15 protein-coding genes and 1 pseudogene are annotated in these 20,031 nt (G+C 59.6%); 8 read left to right on the top strand and 8 right to left on the bottom strand.

Annotated features, from left to right (window positions below; all coding sequences use genetic code 11):
- The 4 genes from sufD to GDN47_RS06040 all read right to left on the bottom strand — a co-directional run bounded on the left by sufD (position 1) and on the right by GDN47_RS06040 (position 4,905).
- On the bottom strand, positions 1-1,275 hold the full coding sequence (sufD, locus tag GDN47_RS06055) for a Fe-S cluster assembly protein SufD (protein ID WP_152092797.1): 1,275 nt from the start codon (positions 1,273-1,275) through the stop codon (positions 1-3).
- Positions 1,276-1,297: 22 nt separating this feature from the next.
- Positions 1,298-2,053, bottom strand: a complete 756-nt coding sequence (gene sufC / locus GDN47_RS06050; protein WP_092716448.1) for a Fe-S cluster assembly ATPase SufC — start codon at positions 2,051-2,053, stop codon at positions 1,298-1,300.
- A 69-nt stretch (positions 2,054-2,122) separates the two neighbouring features.
- A complete protein-coding gene (gene sufB, locus GDN47_RS06045) occupies positions 2,123-3,592 on the bottom strand; it encodes a Fe-S cluster assembly protein SufB (RefSeq protein ID WP_152092796.1) in 1,470 nt (489 codons plus the stop codon).
- A gap of 146 nt (positions 3,593-3,738) precedes the next feature.
- A complete protein-coding gene (locus GDN47_RS06040; protein ID WP_152092795.1) occupies positions 3,739-4,905 on the bottom strand; it encodes a cysteine desulfurase family protein in 1,167 nt (388 codons plus the stop codon).
- A gap of 233 nt (positions 4,906-5,138) precedes the next feature.
- Here GDN47_RS06040 and GDN47_RS06035 point away from each other — a divergent pair, with 233 nt between their 5' ends.
- Positions 5,139-5,816, top strand: a complete 678-nt coding sequence (locus tag GDN47_RS06035; protein ID WP_004108794.1) for an alpha/beta hydrolase — start codon at positions 5,139-5,141, stop codon at positions 5,814-5,816.
- Positions 5,817-5,927: 111 nt separating this feature from the next.
- On the opposite strand, the pseudogene GDN47_RS06030 reads toward GDN47_RS06035, so the two are convergent.
- A pseudogene (locus GDN47_RS06030) lies at positions 5,928-6,447 on the bottom strand (GNAT family N-acetyltransferase).
- 179 nt (positions 6,448-6,626) lie between these two features.
- Positions 6,627-9,101, bottom strand: a complete 2,475-nt coding sequence (locus tag GDN47_RS06025) for a caspase family protein (RefSeq protein ID WP_152092794.1) — start codon at positions 9,099-9,101, stop codon at positions 6,627-6,629.
- A 284-nt stretch (positions 9,102-9,385) separates the two neighbouring features.
- Between GDN47_RS06025 and tyrS the strand changes: the two genes are divergently transcribed.
- Positions 9,386-10,642 (top strand): tyrosine--tRNA ligase, encoded by a 1,257-nt coding sequence (gene tyrS, locus GDN47_RS06020; RefSeq protein WP_152092793.1) that lies wholly within the window; start codon positions 9,386-9,388, stop codon positions 10,640-10,642.
- A 174-nt stretch (positions 10,643-10,816) separates the two neighbouring features.
- Positions 10,817-11,143 (top strand): hypothetical protein, encoded by a 327-nt coding sequence (locus tag GDN47_RS06015; protein ID WP_113332561.1) that lies wholly within the window; start codon positions 10,817-10,819, stop codon positions 11,141-11,143.
- Between the two features lie 49 nt (positions 11,144-11,192).
- On the opposite strand, the gene GDN47_RS06010 is transcribed toward GDN47_RS06015, so the two are convergent.
- Complete coding sequence (locus tag GDN47_RS06010; RefSeq protein WP_113355564.1) at positions 11,193-14,612, bottom strand: YhdP family protein; 3,420 nt, start codon at positions 14,610-14,612, stop codon at positions 11,193-11,195.
- Positions 14,613-14,740: 128 nt separating this feature from the next.
- Between GDN47_RS06010 and GDN47_RS06005 the strand changes: the two genes are divergently transcribed.
- The 5 genes from GDN47_RS06005 (at position 14,741) to GDN47_RS05985 (ending at position 19,699) form a co-directional block, all read left to right on the top strand.
- Positions 14,741-15,223 (top strand): peroxiredoxin, encoded by a 483-nt coding sequence (locus GDN47_RS06005; protein ID WP_145317266.1) that lies wholly within the window; start codon positions 14,741-14,743, stop codon positions 15,221-15,223.
- A 4-nt stretch (positions 15,224-15,227) separates the two neighbouring features.
- Entirely contained in the window at positions 15,228-16,058 is an 831-nt protein-coding gene (locus GDN47_RS06000) for a ferritin-like domain-containing protein (RefSeq protein ID WP_152092792.1), read from the top strand.
- Between the two features lie 116 nt (positions 16,059-16,174).
- Complete coding sequence (locus GDN47_RS05995) at positions 16,175-17,491, top strand: M23 family metallopeptidase (protein WP_152092791.1); 1,317 nt, start codon at positions 16,175-16,177, stop codon at positions 17,489-17,491.
- A gap of 197 nt (positions 17,492-17,688) precedes the next feature.
- Positions 17,689-19,209: a DEAD/DEAH box helicase gene (locus GDN47_RS05990; protein ID WP_152092790.1), complete on the top strand. Its 1,521-nt coding sequence runs from the start codon at positions 17,689-17,691 to the stop codon at positions 19,207-19,209.
- Positions 19,210-19,276: 67 nt separating this feature from the next.
- The gene (locus GDN47_RS05985) at positions 19,277-19,699 is read left to right on the top strand and encodes an NUDIX domain-containing protein (RefSeq protein ID WP_152092789.1); all 423 of its coding nucleotides are present in this window, start codon (positions 19,277-19,279) and stop codon (positions 19,697-19,699) included.
- Positions 19,700-19,702: 3 nt separating this feature from the next.
- On the opposite strand, the gene GDN47_RS05980 is transcribed toward GDN47_RS05985, so the two are convergent.
- Positions 19,703-20,023, bottom strand: a complete 321-nt coding sequence (locus GDN47_RS05980; protein WP_069612994.1) for a TfoX/Sxy family protein — start codon at positions 20,021-20,023, stop codon at positions 19,703-19,705.
- Positions 20,024-20,031 lie beyond the last annotated feature (8 nt).

Below are 20,031 nucleotides of genomic sequence, written 5' to 3'. Positions count from 1 at the left end.
TCAGGCGTGCTTTTCCAGCCAGCCGGAGATAACGCCTTCCAGCGCCTCGACCAGGGCTTCGTCTTCCAGTTCTTCGACGATCTCGGCCACGAAGGCGTTGACCAGCATGGCCCGTGCCTTCTTCTCCGGGATGCCGCGCGCCATCAGGTAATAGAGATGGTTGCCGTCGATATCGGCAACAGTGGCACCATGGCCGCACTGTACGTCATCGGCGAAGATTTCAAGCTCCGGTTTCACCGAGAACTCGGCGTCGTCGGACATCAGCAGCGTGTTGCAGGCCATCTTGGCGTCGGTCTTCTGCGCATCCGGTGCGACCCGGATCATACCCTGAAAGACGCCACGAGCGCGGTCGAACACGACGTTGCGGATAACTTCTGTGGAACCTGTGTTCGGAACGTCATGGCCGAGCACCATCGTTACATCGGTATGCGTATCGCCGCCGAGCAGGTTGATGCCGCGCAGCGTCAGATCGGCGCCCTCGCCCACGACCTTGATATACAGTTCCTGACGCACCAGCTTGCCGCCAGCGTTGATGACAAACAGCTTCAGCTTGGCATCTTCTCCGAGTTCGATGCGGAGCTGGCCAAGATGGGTATCTTCGCTACCCTGCTCCTGCAGGATGATCCAGGTGATCTCAGATCCCTTGCCGATCTTGACTTCGCTGACCGAGGAAACTAGCGCGGCAGCGCCTTCGACCGCCTGATGACGCTCGATAAAGGTCGCCTTGACGTCAGCACCGAAAGTAACCGGCAGACGGCTGTGGATCTGGCCGCCGGCATGGATGAACTGCACTTCGAGCGGCGCATCGAGTTCTGCGCCATCGGGGAAATCGATGACATAGCCATCGCGCACGAAGCTCGCATTAATACGCCCGATAGCGTCATCCCTGCCGAGCGCTTCGAGACCGGCAGCAGCCGTGCCGTTGATCAGGCTATCGGCGTAGCGCGCAACGGTCAGGTTCTTGACCGATGCCTTCTCGCTTGCCTTGCCCTGAAGGACGGCAATGACAGGCGATCCTTCGACCGTCGGCGGCAGCGCCTCGACGAGGCCCTTGCCGATATCGCTCGGAACCAGGCGCAGCAGGTTCTTGAAATCGGTATAGTGCCATGCCTCGATCCGGCGCGTCGGCAGACCGGCGGTCTTCAGCTCGTCCAGAAGGCGATCGCGAACGGCGAAAACTTCGCCATCGCCAGGCAGATCGCCCATCTGGTCGTTATACGCCTCGATCAGCGCCGTCTCCGCGGCGGTGAGGCGGTTCGTCGTCTGAATGTTCATCGACGTGTCCTTTCCGCCTCGATCAGGCTGCAGCTCCGATGATGTCGGCGTAGCCGTTGGCTTCCAGCTCATGCGCCAGCGTCTTGTCGCCGGACTTGATCACCTGGCCCTTGTAGAGGACGTGAACGGTGTCCGGAACGATATAGTCGAGCAGGCGCTGGTAGTGGGTGATGACGATCACGGCGCGGTCGGGAGAGCGCAGTGCATTGACGCCGTCGGCGACGATCTTCAGTGCGTCGATGTCGAGGCCGGAATCGGTTTCGTCGAGCACGCAAAGCTGCGGCTCCAAGAGCGCCATCTGCAGGATTTCGGCGCGCTTCTTTTCACCGCCGGAAAAGCCGACGTTCAGCGGCCGCTTCAGCATGTCCATGTTGATCTGCAGCTTGGCGGCAGCATCCTTGACGCGGCGCAGGAAATCCGGCGTCGTCAGCTCGTCTTCGCCGCGTGCCTTGCGCTGTTCGTTCAGGGCAACCTTGAGGAACTGCATGGTGGCAACGCCGGGAATTTCGACCGGATACTGGAATGCCAGGAAGATGCCCTTGGCGGCACGCTCGGCGGCGTCGAGTTCCAGAATGCTCTCGCCGTTATAAAGGATGTCACCCTCGGTGACTTCATAGTCCTCACGGCCGGCGAGGATATAGGAGAGAGTCGACTTGCCGGAGCCGTTCGGGCCCATGATGGCGGCAACTTCACCGGCCTTCACGGTCAGGTTCAGGCCACGGATGATCTCGGTGCCGTCTTCGGCGATACGGGCGTGCAGGTTCTTGATTTCAAGCATTTGAGTATCCTATCGCAGGAATGAAGGTGCGGCGCGCAGCGCGCCAAAGCTAATTCTGGTTCGTAGACGTCAGCCGACGCTGCCCTCAAGCGAAATGCCGATCAGCTTCTGCGCTTCGACGGCGAATTCCATCGGCAGCTCCTGCAGCACTTCCTTGACGAAGCCGTTGACGATCAGTGCGATCGCCGCTTCCTCGGGAATGCCGCGCTGCAGGCAGTAGAACAGCTGATCTTCGGAAATCTTCGAGGTTGTGGCTTCATGTTCGAACTGCGCGGACGAGTTCTTCGCCTCGATGTAGGGCACAGTGTGCGCGCCGCACTTGTCGCCGATCAGCAGCGAGTCGCACTGCGTGAAGTTGCGGGCATTGGTCGCGCGGCGATGCGCCGAGACCTGGCCGCGATAGGTGTTCTGCGAGACGCCGGCGGCAATACCCTTCGAGATGATGCGGCTCGACGTGTTCTTGCCGAGATGGATCATCTTGGTGCCGCTGTCGACCTGCTGATGGCCGTTCGAAACAGCGATCGAATAGAACTCGCCACGGCTGTCGTCGCCGCGCAGGATGCAGGACGGATATTTCCAGGTGATCGCGGAGCCGGTTTCGACCTGCGTCCAGGAGATCTTGGAGCGATGGCCGCGGCAATCTCCACGCTTGGTGACGAAATTGTAGATGCCGCCCTTGCCGTGCTTGTCGCCCGGATACCAGTTCTGCACCGTCGAATATTTGATTTCAGCGTCATCGAGCGCAACCAGTTCGACGACGGCAGCGTGCAGCTGGTTTTCATCGCGCTGCGGCGCCGTGCAGCCTTCGAGATAGGAGACATAGGCTCCCTCTTCGGCGATGATCAGCGTGCGCTCGAACTGGCCGGTGTTCTTCTCGTTGATGCGGAAGTAGGTCGACAGTTCCATCGGGCAACGAACGCCCTTCGGCACGAAGACGAACGAGCCGTCAGTAAAGACCGCGGAATTCAACGTCGCATAGAAATTGTCCGAGGTCGGCACGACGGAGCCAAGGTACTTGCGCACCAGATCCGGATGCTCTCGGATAGCTTCCGAAATCGACATGAAGATCACGCCGGCCTTCTTCAGCTCTTCCTTGAAGGTGGTGACGACCGAGACGGAATCGAACACCGCGTCAACGGCAATCTTCGACTTCTCCACGCCGGCAAGGATCTCCTGCTCGCGCAGCGGAATGCCGAGCTTCTCATAGGTCTTCAACAGTTCCGGGTCGACATCATCGAGCGACTTCGGACCGGCGAATTTCTTCGGGGCGGCATAATAATGAATGTCGTTGAAGTCGATCTTCGGGTAGTCGACGCGCGCCCATTTGGGTTCTTCAAGCGTCAACCAGCGGCGATAAGCCTCGAGGCGCCATTCGAGCATCCAATCCGGCTCCTGCTTCTTGGCGGAGATGAAGCGGATAATATCCTCGGAAAGACCCTTGGGAGCCTTTTCCACCTCGATCGTGGTCTCGAAACCATACTTATACTGGTCCACGTCGATCTGGCGAACCTGATCGACCGTTTCCTGGACTGCAGGCATTTCGTTCTCCAATCTCGCCGGATCCAAGGTCCGGCAGCTTGTCAACGTTGCGGCAGACTTATGTCTGCCCTCTATGTAGTCGGCCAAAAGGGACTTTTCACCCCGCTTGGCAAGCGGAAATTTCGGTTTCCGCAAAATTGTGGCCGTTAGGCCGCCGCACCCGCCAGCTTCCGCCTTCCCGCGATGCGGGCAAACGCGGCGATAGCGCGATCGATATCCGCTTCGGTCGTGGTCGGACCCAGCGAAATACGGAGCGCGCCGAGCCTGGGATCGCATCCCATCGCCACGAGCACATGGCTCTCTCCGACCTTGCCGGACGAACAAGCGGACCCGGCAGAAATCGCCACACCTTCGAGGTCGAAGGCGATCTGGCCGGTTTCGGATTTCAGTCCGGGCAGTGTGAAGAAGCTGGTGTTCGGAACGCGCGCACCGCCTTTGCCATGAATGATGACATCGGGTGCCGCCAGTTCCATGCCCGCTTCCAGCCGGTTGCGCAAGGAACCGATCGCGGCATTGCGAACCTCGAAGTCTGCAGCAGCAGCCTCGGCAGCGGCACCGAAGCCGATGATGGCAAGCGTGTTTTCCGTACCCGAGCGATGGCCCTTTTCCTGTCCGCCGCCATGGATCAACGGCTTCGGCATCAGCACCTCGCCGCGAGAGACGAGCGCGCCGGCACCCTTGGGGCCGCCGATCTTGTGCGAGGAGACGATCAGGAAATCCGCGCCGATCGCATTGATATCGAGCGGCACCCGGCCGGCTGCCTGGACAGCATCCACCACGAAGAGGCCGCCCGCGGCCTGAACGAGCTTGGCCGCTTCGCCGACAGGCTGGAGAATCCCGGTCTCGTTATTCGCGATCATGATGGCAACCATCGGCAAGCCGCTGGCCTTGTCGTGGGCAGCGAGCATGGCCTCCAGCGCGAAAAGATCGACCGTACCGTCCGACGTTACCGGTATTTCGCTGACATTATCCCTGGCAAATCGCCCACCTTCGCGCACGGCCGGATGCTCGACGGCCGATATATAGAGATGGCTGACGAGAAGCGGCGTGCGCCCCATGCGGAATTCCGGCGTCAGCACCATATTGGCCGCCTCGGTGGCGCCGCTCGTAAAAACGACATGGGCGGATTCGGCGCCGGTCAATCTTGCAACCTGGCGACGTGCAGTCTCGACAGCTGCACGAGCTGCCCTACCTTCACCGTGAACGGAATTGGGGTTGCCTTGAATATCCATCGCACGCAACATCGCATCGCGCGCCGCCGGATGGAGCGGTGCGGTAGCATTCCAGTCGAGATAGAGGCGTGTTGCCGCCATAATCTTCTTCCTGCGCGACTTCGCTTTGCTGCGCCCGGTTCATTTTCCTTGAAATTTCAGCCGGGCATGCCTTATGACACGTTCCACAAACCGTTGCGCAAACAACGCGCGGACCACCGCATCAAGTTTCGAATTGTTCTAAACTGCGTTCTAGAAAAGATGAGCGCATTCGTCAAGTCAACTTGCTGCGTGCCGTAAGGTTTGAACGCAGAAAAAGAAGAGCCGGAGTATCGATGCCCGAAGTAATTTTCAACGGCCCCGCTGGTCGCCTTGAAGGCCGCTATCAGCCCTCCAAGGAAAAGAGCGCCCCGATCGCGATTATCCTTCATCCCCATCCGCAGTTCGGCGGCACGATGAACAATCAGGTGGTCTACCAGCTCTTCTATATGTTCCAGAAGCGCGGCTTCACCACGCTCCGCTTCAATTTCCGCGGCATCGGCCGCAGCCAGGGCGAATTTGACCACGGCGCCGGCGAGCTTTCCGATGCTGCCTCTGCACTCGACTGGGTACAGAGCCTCCATCCCGATTCGAAGAGCTGTTGGGTTGCCGGTTACTCATTCGGTGCGTGGATCGGCATGCAGTTGCTGATGCGTCGCCCCGAGATAGAAGGTTTCATGTCGATCGCGCCGCAGCCGAATATCTACGATTTCTCCTTCCTCGCACCCTGCCCGTCGTCCGGCCTGATCATCAACGGCGATGCGGACAAGGTTGCCCCGGAAAAGGACGTCAACGGCCTCGTCGAGAAGCTGAAGACACAGAAGGGCATCCTGATCACGCACAAGGTCGTGCCGGGCGCCAACCACTTCTTCAACGGCCAGGTCGAAACGCTGCTCGGCGAATGCGAGGACTATCTCGATCGTCGCCTGAATGGCGAACTGGTGCCGGAACCGGCCGCCAAGCGCATCCGCTAAGAAGCCCCTCTCAGAGCGTTTCCGCGTTTTTTGAAACACGGAAGCGCTCAATTTCGCTCTTTTACGCATTCCGGTCGAAAATCCGCCGCGCATTTTTTGCCGGAACTGCTCCTAGTGTGACATCCTGAAACAAAGGCCTGGAGTGCCGCTGACAACGATCGGCGCTTCGTACTGCATGCCGATTTTCTGGAGAACTCGCTGCGAAGCAACGTTTTCGGGATGTGTGAATGCGATGAACCGATCGGCAAAGCCGCGGCGGAAAAACCACTGCGCGAGTGCGCCGGCGATTTCGGTGGCATAGCCATTGCCCCACGCGTCCTGCCGAAGCGAATAGCCGAGTTCGAACTCGCCTCGCCCTCTCTCCTGGAAGCGCGAAAAGCCGGCGCGGCCAATAAAGCGGCCGTCTTCACGCCGCAGCATCTTGTATTTGGTCGTGCCATCTATCTCGCGCTTGTTCATCGAACCAGCTTTTCAGCCGTTCCTCGGCCTTTTCCAGCGTCCAAGGCGCCGCACCCGAGAGATAGCGCGTGGTCTCGATGGTCGAATGCAATTGCCGAATCACTTCGGCATCCCCCTTGTCCCACATCGTCAGAACGAGGCGCGGGGTTTCGAGTATGATGGTGTCACTCATCTGCCTGCCTGTTTTCGTGATGGATCTGCAGCCTGCCATAACGTGCATGCCAGCGTCGATTGACAACCGGCGGCTCAGTGCTAACCGCTCGGCCTGATTTCAACAAGCCGATCAAGCGACGATATTGAATGCGAAGGCCTGCCGAAGCGGGCCTCCAGATTACCGCTTGGTATTATCGGTCAGTGACATGCCGGCAGGCCGGGTGCGCCGCACTTCTTCTTTTCCGGAGGCTTCTGCGGCGGAGGCGGAGGTGGTCTCTTCACCTGCTGCTGCACGACCTTCGGCTGCGGTTGCGGCTTCGGTTGAGCCTGTGGCTTGGGTGCCTGTGCCACCACATGGGGCGCGGGTTTGGGCTGTGCAGGAGCCGGATTGGCTTGCCGGGGCGGGGCGGCAGCGACATGAGGCTGACTGTTGACCCGAGCTTGGTTGCTGGGGACCGCCTTGGGCTTCGCCGGCGTTCTGGCGGCGACGGCCGGCGCTGCTGGGGCATGCGCATTGGGCTTCGGTACAGCGGCAACCGGATTTGGTTTGCCGCTCGGCGCTGCTTGGGGTGCCGGGGTCTTGGCAATCTGGTTTTGCCCCTTCACGGTAGGTGCATTGCCAACCGCCGGCAGCGGTTGTCCCTTCGCGCCGGGAAGCGCATGGGCTTTGGCGTTCGGCGTGGTCTGAGGCTGTTGAGCCTGTTTCGTCTGAGCCGCGCCAGGGTTGGCTGGCTTGCCCGTGGCTGGCAAAGGCTGACCATTCGCGCCGGGAAGCGCGTGCGCATTGGCATTTGTGCCTTGCTGGGCAGGTTGAGTCGCAACAGCCGGATTATGCACCGCATTCGGCGTAGCTTGTGGCGATTGCCCCGGCTTCGTCTGAGCGGCTCCCGGATTGACAGGCAGCTTGCCACCAGCCGGCAGGGGCTGGCCATTGGCGCCGGGAAGCACATGGGCAGCAGCATTTCCGCCTTGTGGCTGGGCTGAAGGCGTGACCGCCGGAGCGGCTCCAGGCACCGTCTTGGCAGCCGCGGCAGGATTCTGCTTTTGCAGAACTGCCGCCTTCTTCTGTACCGATGGCGGCAAAGCAACATGCAGTGCTGCAGCCCCTGCTCCGGCGATGACAGCCGCACCGGCGAGTTTCTGTCCCGTCGTCAGCCCCGATGTGGCAGGTGCCGCACCATTCTCGTTAACGGTGGTATTGTTGTTGATGACCGTCGTATTGTTCACGACCGTATTGTGGATGTTGTTGAAGATGATGTTGTTTTCCGGCGGCGCGATATCGCGTGGCGGCTCGACCCATGCAGGGACCGGAACGAAGACCGGCGCCGGCAACACGTAGAGATCGACCGCGGGCGGCGGCGGCGGCAGCACGACGAAATCCGGCGGCGGTGGCGCAAGGAAAACGACGGGCGGCGGCGGGGCATAACCGAAATCGGCATCATCAAAATAAAGCACGGGACGGTCGACATAGACCACTTCCGGCGGTGGCGGTGGCGGCACATCATACTCGATGACGGTGAAGGATGGCGGCGGCTCAAGGGCTGCCTCGAAATGCTCGAGACGGCGGCGGGCATCCCACACATGGGGACCGCGCGGATAACGCCTCAGATAAGACCAATAGGCCTCAGGCGTATCGGCAATCCAGGTCTCGCGCCAGGTGATAGCCTCGCGGCGGGCGGCGACAATGGCTCGGACACGCCTTGCCATGGAGTCGTTCGGATAGGCGGCCAGAAAATCCTCATAGCCCTGCAGCGTGTCGCGATCGAGCGCGGCGAAATAGGCATCACGCTCGTCGAAATCGCGAATGGGCTTCGTCCGGTTTGCCACATCCTCGGTGCTCGACACCACAGCAGCCGGTGCATTCGGACCGCGATCGAAGAAAGTAAAGGCGTTCTTGAACTTGGAGGCGTCCCAGGAAATCTCGGCGCCCTTGGTCAAGTCGCCGACCCGCAACCGTGTGCGATCGAAGACGTCATCAAGCGAAAGGCCGCCAACACGGATCATCTCCGCCAGCGCATGCGCATAGGAACCATACGGACCGGCCTCCTGCGGTGCGACCGTGCCAGGCGCCGCATTGAAGGCAATCAGCTGGTTGACGTCGGGATCGACCAGCGCCAGACCGCCGGCCAGCGGCTGATTGGACTGCACAAACGGATTGGCCCTCGCCCCATCCAGCACGACGATGCTGCCACGATTGTTAATGGCGGACAGCGATTTGGTGAAGTCGCTCACGCGGACTGCCTGGACGGGGACATCCGTGGCATTGGCGATCTGTGCATCGACAGGCACGAAATAATTGTCGCCCTGATATTGCACACCATAGCCCGCCAGATAGACGAAGACGACGGTATTGGGACCTGACGCGTTGGCTTTCGTCAGAAAGTCGCGCATCGCGTCGCGCAACCCGTTCTGGTCGAGGTCGCGCGCGCCGATCACATCGAAGCCCGCAGCCTGCAGCGTCTGCGCGATCAGGCCGGCATCATTGGCCGGCGTCGGAAGCGCACCCACCGTGTAGGCGGCGTTACCCACGACAAGCGCTATTCTCTTTTCAGGGGAACCTTGAGCTTCGGCCGGATTCGCAGCAGCGATACCGGCCAAAACCAACATCATGGCAAAAAAAGCCCAGATCGTCTTTTTGGATGACAATCCCATCTTCGAAAGCAGAGGCGACATACCGGTTTCTTTCACGAAACATGAGGTGCGTACGGGATCAACAGGAAATCATTAGGATTTGATTCGGGCGAATGCGCGACTTATTCCCGGCGGCTTCGCGGCGATGTTACGATCTATTGACGTTCAGAAACGCTCGTTTACACATCCCGCTGGCGCCGAAACTTGTCGTCCTCCCCACCAAAATGGTGACGCGCCGGTAAATCGGTGATAAACGCGCCCCGCGACATCAAACAATAGCGACTTCGCCGCGCCTTCCAGAGTTGCGGCATCGAGAGACCAAGATCATGGCTGAGTTCAAATCCGATTTCCTGCGAACCCTGCAAGAGCGCGGCTTCATTCATCAGATTTCCGATGAAGCCGGCCTCGACGACCTCTTCGCCAAGGAAACCGTGACGGCCTATATCGGCTATGATCCGACGGCATCGAGCCTGCATGTCGGCCACCTCACCCAGATCATGATGCTGCACTGGCTGCAGGCGACCGGCCATCGGCCGATCTCCTTGATGGGCGGCGGCACCGGCATGGTCGGTGATCCCTCCTTCAAGGAGGAAGCCCGCAAATTGATGACCATCGACATGATCGAAGACAATATCGCTTCGATCAAGCGCTGCTTCTCGAACTACCTCGACTACAACAAGCCGAGTAACGCAGCCTTGATGATCAACAATGCCGAATGGCTGCGCTCGCTGAACTATCTTGAATTCCTGCGCGATGTCGGCCGTCATTTCTCGGTCAACCGCATGCTGTCCTTCGACAGCGTGAAGACGAGACTTGACCGCGAACAGTCGCTGTCGTTCCTCGAATTCAACTACATGATCCTGCAGGCCTACGACTTCGTCGAACTGGCCAAGCGTTATGATTGCCGCCTGCAGATGGGTGGCTCGGATCAGTGGGGCAATATCGTCAACGGCATCGATCTCGGTCACCGCATGGGGACGAAGCAGCTTTTTGCTCTGACCTCGCCGCTGCTGACCACTTCTTCGGGTGCCAAGATGGGCAAATCGGCTTCCGGCGCTGTCTGGCTGAATGCCGACCTGCTGCCGGTCTACGATTTCTGGCAGTATTGGCGCAACACCGAGGATGCCGATGTTCCGCGGTTCCTCAAGCTGTTCACGACGTTGCCGATAGATGAAATCGCACGGCTTTCAGCCATCGCAGGCTCCGAACTCAACGAGGTCAAGAAGATCCTCGCGACCGAAGTCACGGCGATCCTTCACGGCCGCGCGGCAGCCGAACAGGCAGCCGAAACGGCACGCAAGACCTTCGAGGAAGGTGGCCTGTCCGAAAACCTTCCGTCGATCGATGTTCCCTCCTCCGAACTCGAAGCTGGCATCGGCCTGCTGGCTCTGATCGTGCGCGCCGGTCTTGCCGGTTCGAATGGCGAAGCTCGCCGCCATGTTCAGGGCGGCGCAGTACGCATCAACGATCAGGCCATCAGCGACGAGCGCAAGGTGATTGGTACCGGCGAAGTCACAGCCGATGGTGTCATCAAGCTCTCTCTCGGCAAGAAGAAGCACATCCTGATCCGTCCGGCCGCTTGAGCGTCTGAATAGAAAGAGAACAAAGAGAGCCGGCGCCCTCGCGCCGGCTTTATCATTTGTGCCGGTGCAGATGCAGAACATTATCACCGCTGGCCGGATGATTTTTTCATCCCGATGTCGGATTACGGCCCGCCTATTCGTCCTCAGTCCAGATCGCATGCTCGGAGGTGACTTATGGATGAATTGCCGGTGATCAAAACGAGGCGCAAAGGCCGAAACCTTACGCAAAGCATGTTGATTCCCAGCGAGCAGATGCTCGCCCGCGCCCTCTGGGCAGCGCCACCGGGTCGGTTGTCCGATATTGCGGGAGTAAGACAGGCGCTTGCCAGGCAATATGGTGCCGATGCCTGCTGCCCTGTCACCGTTCAGCGACATTTGGTGCAGATCAGTCAAAACGGCACGGCTCCGTTTTGGCGCATCGTGGACCCCGATCGACCATTCGCACGGCGCATGAACGGCGGGCCGGAACGCATACGAGAGCGACTGGCGGAAGAGAAATAATCTGCCCTGCCTCTGCTATCGAAAGGCGGAGCCTAAGCTTCGCGCCGCTTCAATACTCAAATATCTGCCTGAAAACACCTGGCGCGATGATCGAGAGAGGATTGATCTGCAGGTTCGATTTCTCGATCGTACCGGTCAATCTGAAGGTAATGCCGATCAGGCCGCGATCGCTGCCATTGCCCAGGATGAAGCCGACGATCGGAACTTCCGCGAACAGCCGGTTCAGGCCATAGGCGGGCATGAAGGTCCCCGTCATGTCCATCTTGCCATCGGCGTCCTTCAGCACGCCCTGGAACGTCGCTCCGACCTGTACGCCCCGCACCACGCCATTTTCGACGGAGAGCACTCCATCGCGCATCACCAGCCGCGCAAAGCCGCGCTCGAAATTCTGCGAACGCGTATCGATATTCTGCTTCACGGCCGAATTCAGGCTCTTGCCGTTCTTTCCGCTCGGCGTCGATACGATGGTCGAGAGTTTCTTGTCGTCGATGATGGAGAAGTTGCGGATGTCGAGCGAACCGTCCCAATCATCCTGCCCGATCGAGCGCAGCGACAGATTGAGCAATCCACCTTGCAGATGCCTGTAGAGATCGGTGAAACGCGCAACGGCACCGGCATCGCCGCTCGTGATACGGATGACGCCGTTGGCGCCTTTGCTCATCTGGGTAACGAGCGCTTCGCCGCTACGGGTCACACCGGAAAAGTCCGCAGCCGTCGTCTTGCCGCCGGCGATCGAATAGACGCCCTTGACATTGCCGATGGTCTCATCGTTGAAGCCGATGACCTTGTCGAGATTGGCACGAACGGTCGCGCTCGCCGAAGCGTCTCCGTCCGAACTCTGCTGGCCGCCCGATGTGGACGCCTTCAGGCGCGCGAGGATCGGACGTATGTCGGCGGAACTGCCCGATATCGCCACGTCGTAGCCCCCACCCTTGCCCCGCTTCAGCGAGAGGGCAAAATCATCGAGCGCCGAGAGCTTCACGCTGTCGAAGCTTGCCGAGGTAAGGCTCCCCTTGCTGATCAGAAGATCGCCGCTGGCGCCGAACCCATCGCCCTTGAGCGTGAAATTCTTGAGCGTCGTCTGGCTGTCCGGACCGGAAGCCTCGAACTGCGCGGTCGCCGCAATGCCGCTGCCCTTCGACCAGCCCACCCACGGCACGGTCAGAGCCGCTTTGCCGAGATCGACCTTGACACCCTGGCGGTCGTCGTCGATGCGCGTCAACTCCACTTTGACGGGCCCATCAATTATATCCCGAAGTCCGGGTAGAACGGTGTTGCGCTGCGCATCGGTCAGCGTTGCTGTGATCACGCGGGCGCGCTTGACCGGCGATTTGCTGTCGGTCGGCTCCACCATGTCGATCTGGGCCGGAATACTGTCGATCTGGGCCTGGGCTTGCAGATGCACGGATTGCGGATCGGCCGAGATCACGCCGGTCAGATTGTCGATCTTGCGATTGTTCATCGGCTTCAGCAGGTCGACATTGTCGAGATTGAGCTTCGCCTGCCACTCCGGCGGGGGCGGCTGCTGATCCTTGATGAGCCCTATCCTGGCATCGACCTTGGCGACGATCTTGCCGTTGAAATCCTCCGGCTTGAACTCGGTCCGCTGCAGCACCTCCAGAGGTTTGTAGGTCAGAAGTTCGCCGATCGCATCGCCGGAGCCTGAAATCGTCAAATCAAGATCGGCCATCAGCGGCTTGTCGTAGGTCGCCGGGATCGAGAAGCTGCTGTCACTCAGCGTGATCGTGCGGCCCGTCGGGAAATAAGACGTGGCCGTGGCGATATCGACGACCATATTCGGACCGGTCAGATCGAAATGGGCCTTGGTATCGCGCAACGGCGGAATTTCGCCGGGAACGTTCATCCGTGCGCCATCTATGTCGAAGGCGATATGCAGCTCGTTTTTGCCAAGCTGCAGCTTGCCGGTCTGCGATGCCTCTCGCAGTCGTCCGGCCGGAATGAAGACCGATATGGCAGCATTGGTCACCGAGCCACCGAAAAGATTGCCCTCGACCCAGACCCGGGGTTTCGAAGCCATCCAGAAAGGCCAAAGCTGCTTGACAACAGTTGTGTCGAGTTTGTCCGCCCGGCCGCCGAAACTGATTTCCGGCGAGCTGTCGCCGAGTTTCATATGCAGAGAGCCGAAAAGGGCGCCTTGCGGCGTCGATATGCCGAGATTGTCGAACTGGAATTCCTTCGTTGCGGAAAAAAACCGCCCTGTGGCGCGGCCATCAAAGCTGACAGGCTTTTCCCCCGAGAGAGACGAAGCGGCAACACCGTCCTTGATCACGAAATCGATGCCGAAACCCTTGCCTGCACTGGCGTCGACACGATCGAGATCGATGACCGCGCCGGAAAAGGGCGCGATCGTCCGAAGGAACTGCGCTTTTGACGGCGCAATCTCCAAAGTCTGGTGATCGAAGTTGTAGGCGAGGTTGATATTGGCCTGCGTCAACTCCTGCATATCATGGTCCATATAGAGGACGCCGGGCTGGACATTGATGGTGGCGCTCAGCTTCGGATCGATGCCTGCCTCGCCCTTGACGGCCGAAAGCGTGATGTCCCCGAAGGTCATCAGACCCTGTCGCGGCGTCCCGTTCGGGTCATAGGTCATCGTGAGTGGCTTGAGATCGAGATTCGATATCCTCGCCGTCAGCGACGAGCTGTGACCGGTCTCGTTTTGATCCGCCCTCACATCCAGAAGCGCCACGGACCCGTTGAGCGCGACTTGGCCATATAAATGCAAAGAATTCGGTGCCGCCCGCTCAAATGTGAGGTTGTCGACGACGAGGGAGATCGGATCCCCCTCCTGTCGCGCCAGCTTCATCGAGAAGCCGGAAATGCGCACGGAATTCGTGCCGCCGCGCTGGACGAAGTGTTCGAGAAAATCGAGATTGTCGAAGGCCGCATTCAAGGCCTTGGGTAAAGCATCGACGCGCAAGGCGGTCAAATCCACCGGGTCGCCTTGCGGCAGCAGTGAGGTATCGAGCGCGATCCCCTCTGCCGCTACACTTGCCACTTCCACCCTGCCCTCGATGAGGGCCAAGGGGTCCAGCTCCATATTGACGGCTGACATCGTCGACAGATGCTTGCCGCTCTCCTGATCGACGACATTGACGTCGCGTGCCTCCAGTGCCAGGCGCAGGTCGGAGGTAAATCGGATCACGGTCGCGCCGACCTCTGCCTTGTAACGCGGGCCGATGGCCTGATCGAGAGCCGTCTGCGCTTTCTGTGACAGCGGCGCATCGAAGATACCACCTTCGATGGTCGCGATGACGGCACCGAGAATGATGGCGAGAAACGCAAAGAAAACCAGCGTTATGCGGCAGACATGCCAAACATGCGATCGCCTGCGTCGACGGCGCTCCGGCACGTGCACGATCAACGGATCTTCGACCTGAGCGGACGGCAGATGGTCGAGCGACACGAGATCCTTTTTGCGGAATGTTACCTTTTCGCCTCGGATCACTCCTGCGCGTGCCTTTCACTTATACAATTTTGTTGGTGACGCTGCGTCCCATTGGACGGCACACGCGAGCAGTATATATGCCTTACCTCAAGTGTCATCTAAAAAACCGGCAAAAGAAAGGTTTTCCCGTGGCGGAAGTTTTTCCGATTCAACTGAACATCGGCGATAAGGCACCGGATTTCGATCTTCCGCGCGACGGCGGCGATCGCGTTCACCTTGCCGATTTTGCCGGCAAGCCGTTGGTGATCTATTTCTATCCCAAGGATGACACCACCGCCTGCACGACGGAATCGATTACCTTCACGGCACTGTCAGCCGATTTCGCAAAACTCGGCGTTGCCCTCCTTGGCGTCTCTCCCGATTCTGTGAAAAGCCATGATAAATTCGTCAAGAAGCATGCGCTTTCCGTGCCGCTCGCCTCCGACGAGGAAAAGACCATGGCGATGGCCTATGGCGTCTGGCGGGAAAAAAGCATGTATGGCCGCACCTATATGGGTGTGGTGCGCTCGACCTTCCTGATCGACGCCGATGGGCGCATCGCTGCAATATGGGACAAGGTCAAGGTCGCCGGACACGCCGAAGCCGTTCTCGCTGCGGCCAAGGAACTTTGAAGGCATGTCCGGCAGTCCCGAAACCTTCACGTCGCTGCGCGGCGGCGCCATCGCCGCCATCCGTTCGGCCGATCTCGATATAAAGACCGAGCTCGCCCAGGAATCGGCGACACGTTGGTTTGCCCGCACCCTGTCGCTGCGTTCGCCGCTCGACCCGCCGCTCGCCGATCGGCCCGGTCGGCCCGAAAAGCCGGAGCTTGTGCCACCGAAAAACATGGAGAAGCGCTCGCTGCATACGCTGAAAGGCCGCATCGCGCTCCTGCATGCCATCGCCCATATTGAGCTGAATGCCGTCGATCTCGCATTGGACATTGTCGCGCGTTTTGCGACGGGACCGGTCCCCAATTCCTTCTTTGATGGCTGGATGCAGGTTGCCTTCGAGGAAGCCAAGCATTTTCGCATGGTGCGGGCGCGCCTGCGCGAGTTGGGTGCCGATTATGGCGATCTGCCGGCCCACGACGGTCTGTGGCAGGCGGCCCATGCGACCCGCACCGATCTGACCGCGCGCCTAGCGGTCGTGCCTCTGATCCTCGAAGCGAGAGGTTTGGACGTGACGCCGGCCCTTCAAGCAAAGATGCGCGAAACCGGCGATCTCGAAAGCGCCGCCATACTCGACGTCATCTATAATGACGAGAAGGGCCATGTTGCCGTCGGTGCGAAATGGTTTCGCTTCCTGTGCGCGCGGGAAAAGCGCGATCCGGCCCGAACCTTCCAGGAGCTGGTGCGCGCTAATTTTCGCGGCTCGCTGAAGGCACCGTTCAACGATATCGCCCGGGCGGAAGCCGGACTGACGCCCTCTTTCTACCGTTCACTGACATCTACAAGCAATGCTTGATATACTAACGTAAAATGGCTTTTTCCGGTATTTAATACTGCTATAGAAAGCATTCATTAACCATAATGCCGTGTACTTCCATCGGGTGCCAAAGGGCACCGATTGGGAGAGTCTCGGTGACAGCAAAGCCTCAGAACCGGGTTTTCGGCAAGCAAAGGCGACATCACACTATCATCCTCGCCAGCGGCGATACGGTGCGCCACATGACCGTGCGCCCATGGATGGCGGCTATTGCCGTCTGCATGGTCGGAATTTTTTCGATCGGCTATCTCCTTGCTACGTCCTATCTTGTTCTGCGTGACGATCTGATCGGCGCGACGATGGCCCGCCAGGCGCGCATGCAATATGACTATGAAGACCGTATCGCCGCCCTGCGCGCCCAGGTCGATCGCGTCACCTCTCGCCAGCTTCTGGATCAGCAGGTGGTGGAGGAAAAGGTCGACAAGCTGATCGAACAGCAGCAGCAACTCTCATCACGCAACGGTAAGCTCAGCACCCTGCTCGACCGGGCAGAGAACTCCGGCCTGACCGGCAAGGGCGCGCATTCCGATGCCGACGCTGCCGCGCCAAAGAATGAACATGCGCAGCTGACGTCACCCAAGGCAATCGAAAAGCTTCTCATGAGCGGCAAGCCGGCTGACGCGACACCCGACAACTCCACGCTTGCCTACGTCCCTGCCCCCGAAACCGTTGCCGACCGTGCCGATCGGGTCTTCTCGAAGGTGACGCTGTCGCTGAAGCATATCGAACAGGATCAGTTGTCCCGCATCCACAATCTCACCGCCGATGCGTCGGAAACTGCCACCTCAATCCAATCGATCATGCAGAATGTCGGGATCAAAGTGCCGAACGAGGTCGCCGGCATTGCGCGTGACGATGCGGATGACGGTATGGGCGGTCCCTACGCACCTCCCGAAAATGTCGACCAGTTCGAACGATCCATGGCGGAACTCGATACCGCCCTGACACATCTGGAAACAGTTCGGGGGGCGGCCGAAAGCCTACCCTTCCGCAACCCGGCGCCGGGCAAGCTCGTCACCAGTCCTTTTGGCAATCGCAAGGATCCATTCTTCGGCACGCTGGCACTTCACACCGGCACGGATTTCCATTTCAGTCCCGGTGAGAAGATCAAGGCTACCGCTCCCGGCAAGGTGGTTTCGGCTGGATGGACCGGCGGCTACGGCAACATGGTGGAGATCGACCACGGCGACGGCATCTCCACTCGCTATGGGCATATGGAACAGGTGCTCGTCAAAGTCGGCGACAAGGTCGGCGCCGGCGATGCGATCGGTCTGGCCGGCAGTACCGGGCGCTCGACAGGAACACATCTGCATTATGAAGTGCGCGAGAACGGACATCCCATAGACCCGATGTATTTCATCGGTGCCGGCACGAAACTCGCAAGTTACATCAGCGGATTGGGCGCAATTTAGCTGCCGGAATTGTGACAAACGCGCAACAAAGATGGCACTAATCCAAAAATTGCGTTATCAATGAACTTCGAGGCTGTTGAAGCGCCTGCTTTCCTTGACTTCCCGGGTATTTGGTTCTATGTCGCGCTGCATTGCGGCACGCTCCTGCGTGTCGACTCATGGTGTTCGACTGAACCAAGACGGAATTAGATTTCCCTTTGACAACATTTGCTGACCTTGGCCTGAGCCAAAAAGTCCTTTCCGCGGTGACTGACGCGGGCTACACCACACCGACTCCGATCCAGGCCGGTGCAATCCCCTTTGCGCTTCAGCGCCGTGACATCTGCGGCATTGCCCAGACCGGAACCGGCAAGACGGCCTCCTTCGTGCTGCCGATGCTGACGCTGCTGGAAAAGGGTCGCGCCCGCGCTCGCATGCCGCGGACGCTTATTCTGGAGCCGACGCGCGAACTCGCAGCGCAGGTCGCCGAAAACTTCGAGAAGTACGGCAAGAACCATCGACTGAACATTGCCCTTCTGATCGGCGGCGTTTCCTTCGAAGAGCAGGATCGTAAGCTGGAGCGTGGCGCCGATGTGCTGATCTGCACGCCCGGCCGTCTGCTGGATCATTTCGAACGCGGCAAGCTGCTGATGAGCGCCGTCGAGATCTTCGTAATTGACGAAGCCGACCGTATGCTCGACATGGGCTTCATCCCGGATATCGAGCGCATTGCCAAGCTCATCCCCTTCACGCGTCAGACCCTGTTCTTCTCGGCAACGATGCCGCCGGAAATCCAGAAGCTAGCCGATCGTTTCCTGCAGAACCCGGAACGCGTTGAAGTCGCCAAGCCGGCATCGACGGCCAAGACCGTGACGCAGCGTTTCGTTGCCTCCCACGGCAAGGATTACGAGAAACGCGCCACGCTGCGCGATCTCATCCGCGCCCAGACGGATTTGAAGAACGCTATCATCTTCTGCAATCGCAAGAAGGACGTGTCCGACCTCTTCCGCTCGCTGGATCGCCACGGCTTTTCCGCCGGCGCGCTGCATGGTGACATGGATCAGCGCTCGCGCATGACCATGCTGCAGAACTTCAAGGATGGAAACCTGCAGCTGCTCGTTGCCTCCGACGTCGCAGCACGCGGCCTCGACATTCCCGATGTCAGCCACGTCTTCAATTTCGATGTTCCGATCCATTCGGAAGACTATGTTCACCGTATCGGCCGCACCGGTCGCGCCGGCCGCTCCGGCGCCGCCTTCACCATCGTGACGAAGCGCGACACCAAGCACGTCGACGCCATCGAGAAGCTCATTGGTGAAGACGTTCAGTGGCTGAACGGCGATCTTTCGGCTCTGCCACCAGCAGACGAGAGCAGCGACGATAACCGTTCGTCCCGCCGCCGCGACCAGAAGGGTAAGGGCCGCGATCGGGATCGCAGCCGTGGAGGCCGCAACGCCTCGAGTCATAAATCTGATATCGACGTCGAGGATAATGACGTCATAGCGATCGAAGCAGCACCAGCAAAGGCCGAAAGCGTGAAGAACGAGCGCAAGTCTGAGAACAACAATAACAGATCCCATAACGGTTCTCGCAACAGCCACCGGCCCTTTCCTGCTGCCAATGACGATCACCGCGAGCGCCGCAACCGCTATCGCGATCAGGATGACGGTCCGACGCCGGTCGGCTTCGGCGATGATATCCCGGCTTTCATGCTCATCGTGGCAAACGCCAAGGGCTGATAGATCCCGCTCAGACACGCAGCAGATCGGCTTGCCGGATGTTGCGTCCAATCTCGGGATTTGAATATTGGGCAAGCCCGGCATCGATTTCCCAGGACTAGGAACCGGTCTCGCAATCTTGCGGGACGGCAAGCTTTTGCTCTATCGCCGCCTCAAGGCACCGGAAGCCGGATGCTGGAGCATCGTCGGCGGCAAGGTCGATCATATGGAGCCTGCCGCCAAGGCCGCGATTCGCGAAGCGGAAGAGGAAAGCGGCCTCTCCATCGACAGGATCGATTATCTTTGCACGCAAGAAGTCATCATCGAGGCCGAGCGACAGCACTGGATCTCGCTGATCTACGTATGCAGGGACTTCTCCGGCGAACCCCGACTGATGGAACCGGACAAGCTCTCCGATTTCGGCTGGTTCGGCCGCGGCGAGCTACCGGCTCAGCTTTCAGAATTCGCCAAGACAACGATCGCCCATTTGAGCGAAGCGGATTTCCGCTGACGCCTATTTATCCGAGCGAAGCGCAGCCTCATAGGCCAGCCGCACCCAACGCGCCATTTCATCCGGATCGTCGAACGCGTCGTCGGGTATCGACCAATAGGGCATGTTGACGGCCTTGCCTTTCTTGCCTTCGTAGGCCCAGCGTCGCGCGCCGGCGGCCTCAAATTGGGAGGCACTGGCATCGTCCGCTTTCAGGAGAATCTCGTCGTCCACTTCGAGCGCCAGGATGCGGCCCATATGGTAGATCCCCTTGCCGCCGAACATCCGTTTGATGGTGATCGGCCCGAGCGACTGAAACATCTCCTCGATATCGATATTGTCCATTCCCCACT

The organism is Martinezella dioscoreae (assembly GCF_009176305.1).
GTDB lineage: Bacteria > Pseudomonadota > Alphaproteobacteria > Rhizobiales > Rhizobiaceae > Rhizobium > Rhizobium dioscoreae.
This window is presented reverse-complemented; position numbering and strand designations above follow the sequence as displayed.

Coding starts and splice junctions, on each gene's coding strand:
- sufD (WP_152092797.1), bottom strand. CDS start 1,275: ATGAACATTCAGACGACGAACCGCCTCACCGCCGCGGAGACGGCGCTG.
- sufC (WP_092716448.1), bottom strand. CDS start 2,053: ATGCTTGAAATCAAGAACCTGCACGCCCGTATCGCCGAAGACGGCACC.
- sufB (WP_152092796.1), bottom strand. CDS start 3,592: ATGCCTGCAGTCCAGGAAACGGTCGATCAGGTTCGCCAGATCGACGTG.
- GDN47_RS06040 (WP_152092795.1), bottom strand. CDS start 4,905: ATGGCGGCAACACGCCTCTATCTCGACTGGAATGCTACCGCACCGCTC.
- GDN47_RS06035 (WP_004108794.1), top strand. CDS start 5,139: ATGCCCGAAGTAATTTTCAACGGCCCCGCTGGTCGCCTTGAAGGCCGC.
- GDN47_RS06025 (WP_152092794.1), bottom strand. CDS start 9,101: ATGTCGCCTCTGCTTTCGAAGATGGGATTGTCATCCAAAAAGACGATC.
- tyrS (WP_152092793.1), top strand. CDS start 9,386: ATGGCTGAGTTCAAATCCGATTTCCTGCGAACCCTGCAAGAGCGCGGC.
- GDN47_RS06015 (WP_113332561.1), top strand. CDS start 10,817: ATGGATGAATTGCCGGTGATCAAAACGAGGCGCAAAGGCCGAAACCTT.
- GDN47_RS06000 (WP_152092792.1), top strand. CDS start 15,228: ATGTCCGGCAGTCCCGAAACCTTCACGTCGCTGCGCGGCGGCGCCATC.
- GDN47_RS05980 (WP_069612994.1), bottom strand. CDS start 20,023: ATGGACAATATCGATATCGAGGAGATGTTTCAGTCGCTCGGGCCGATC.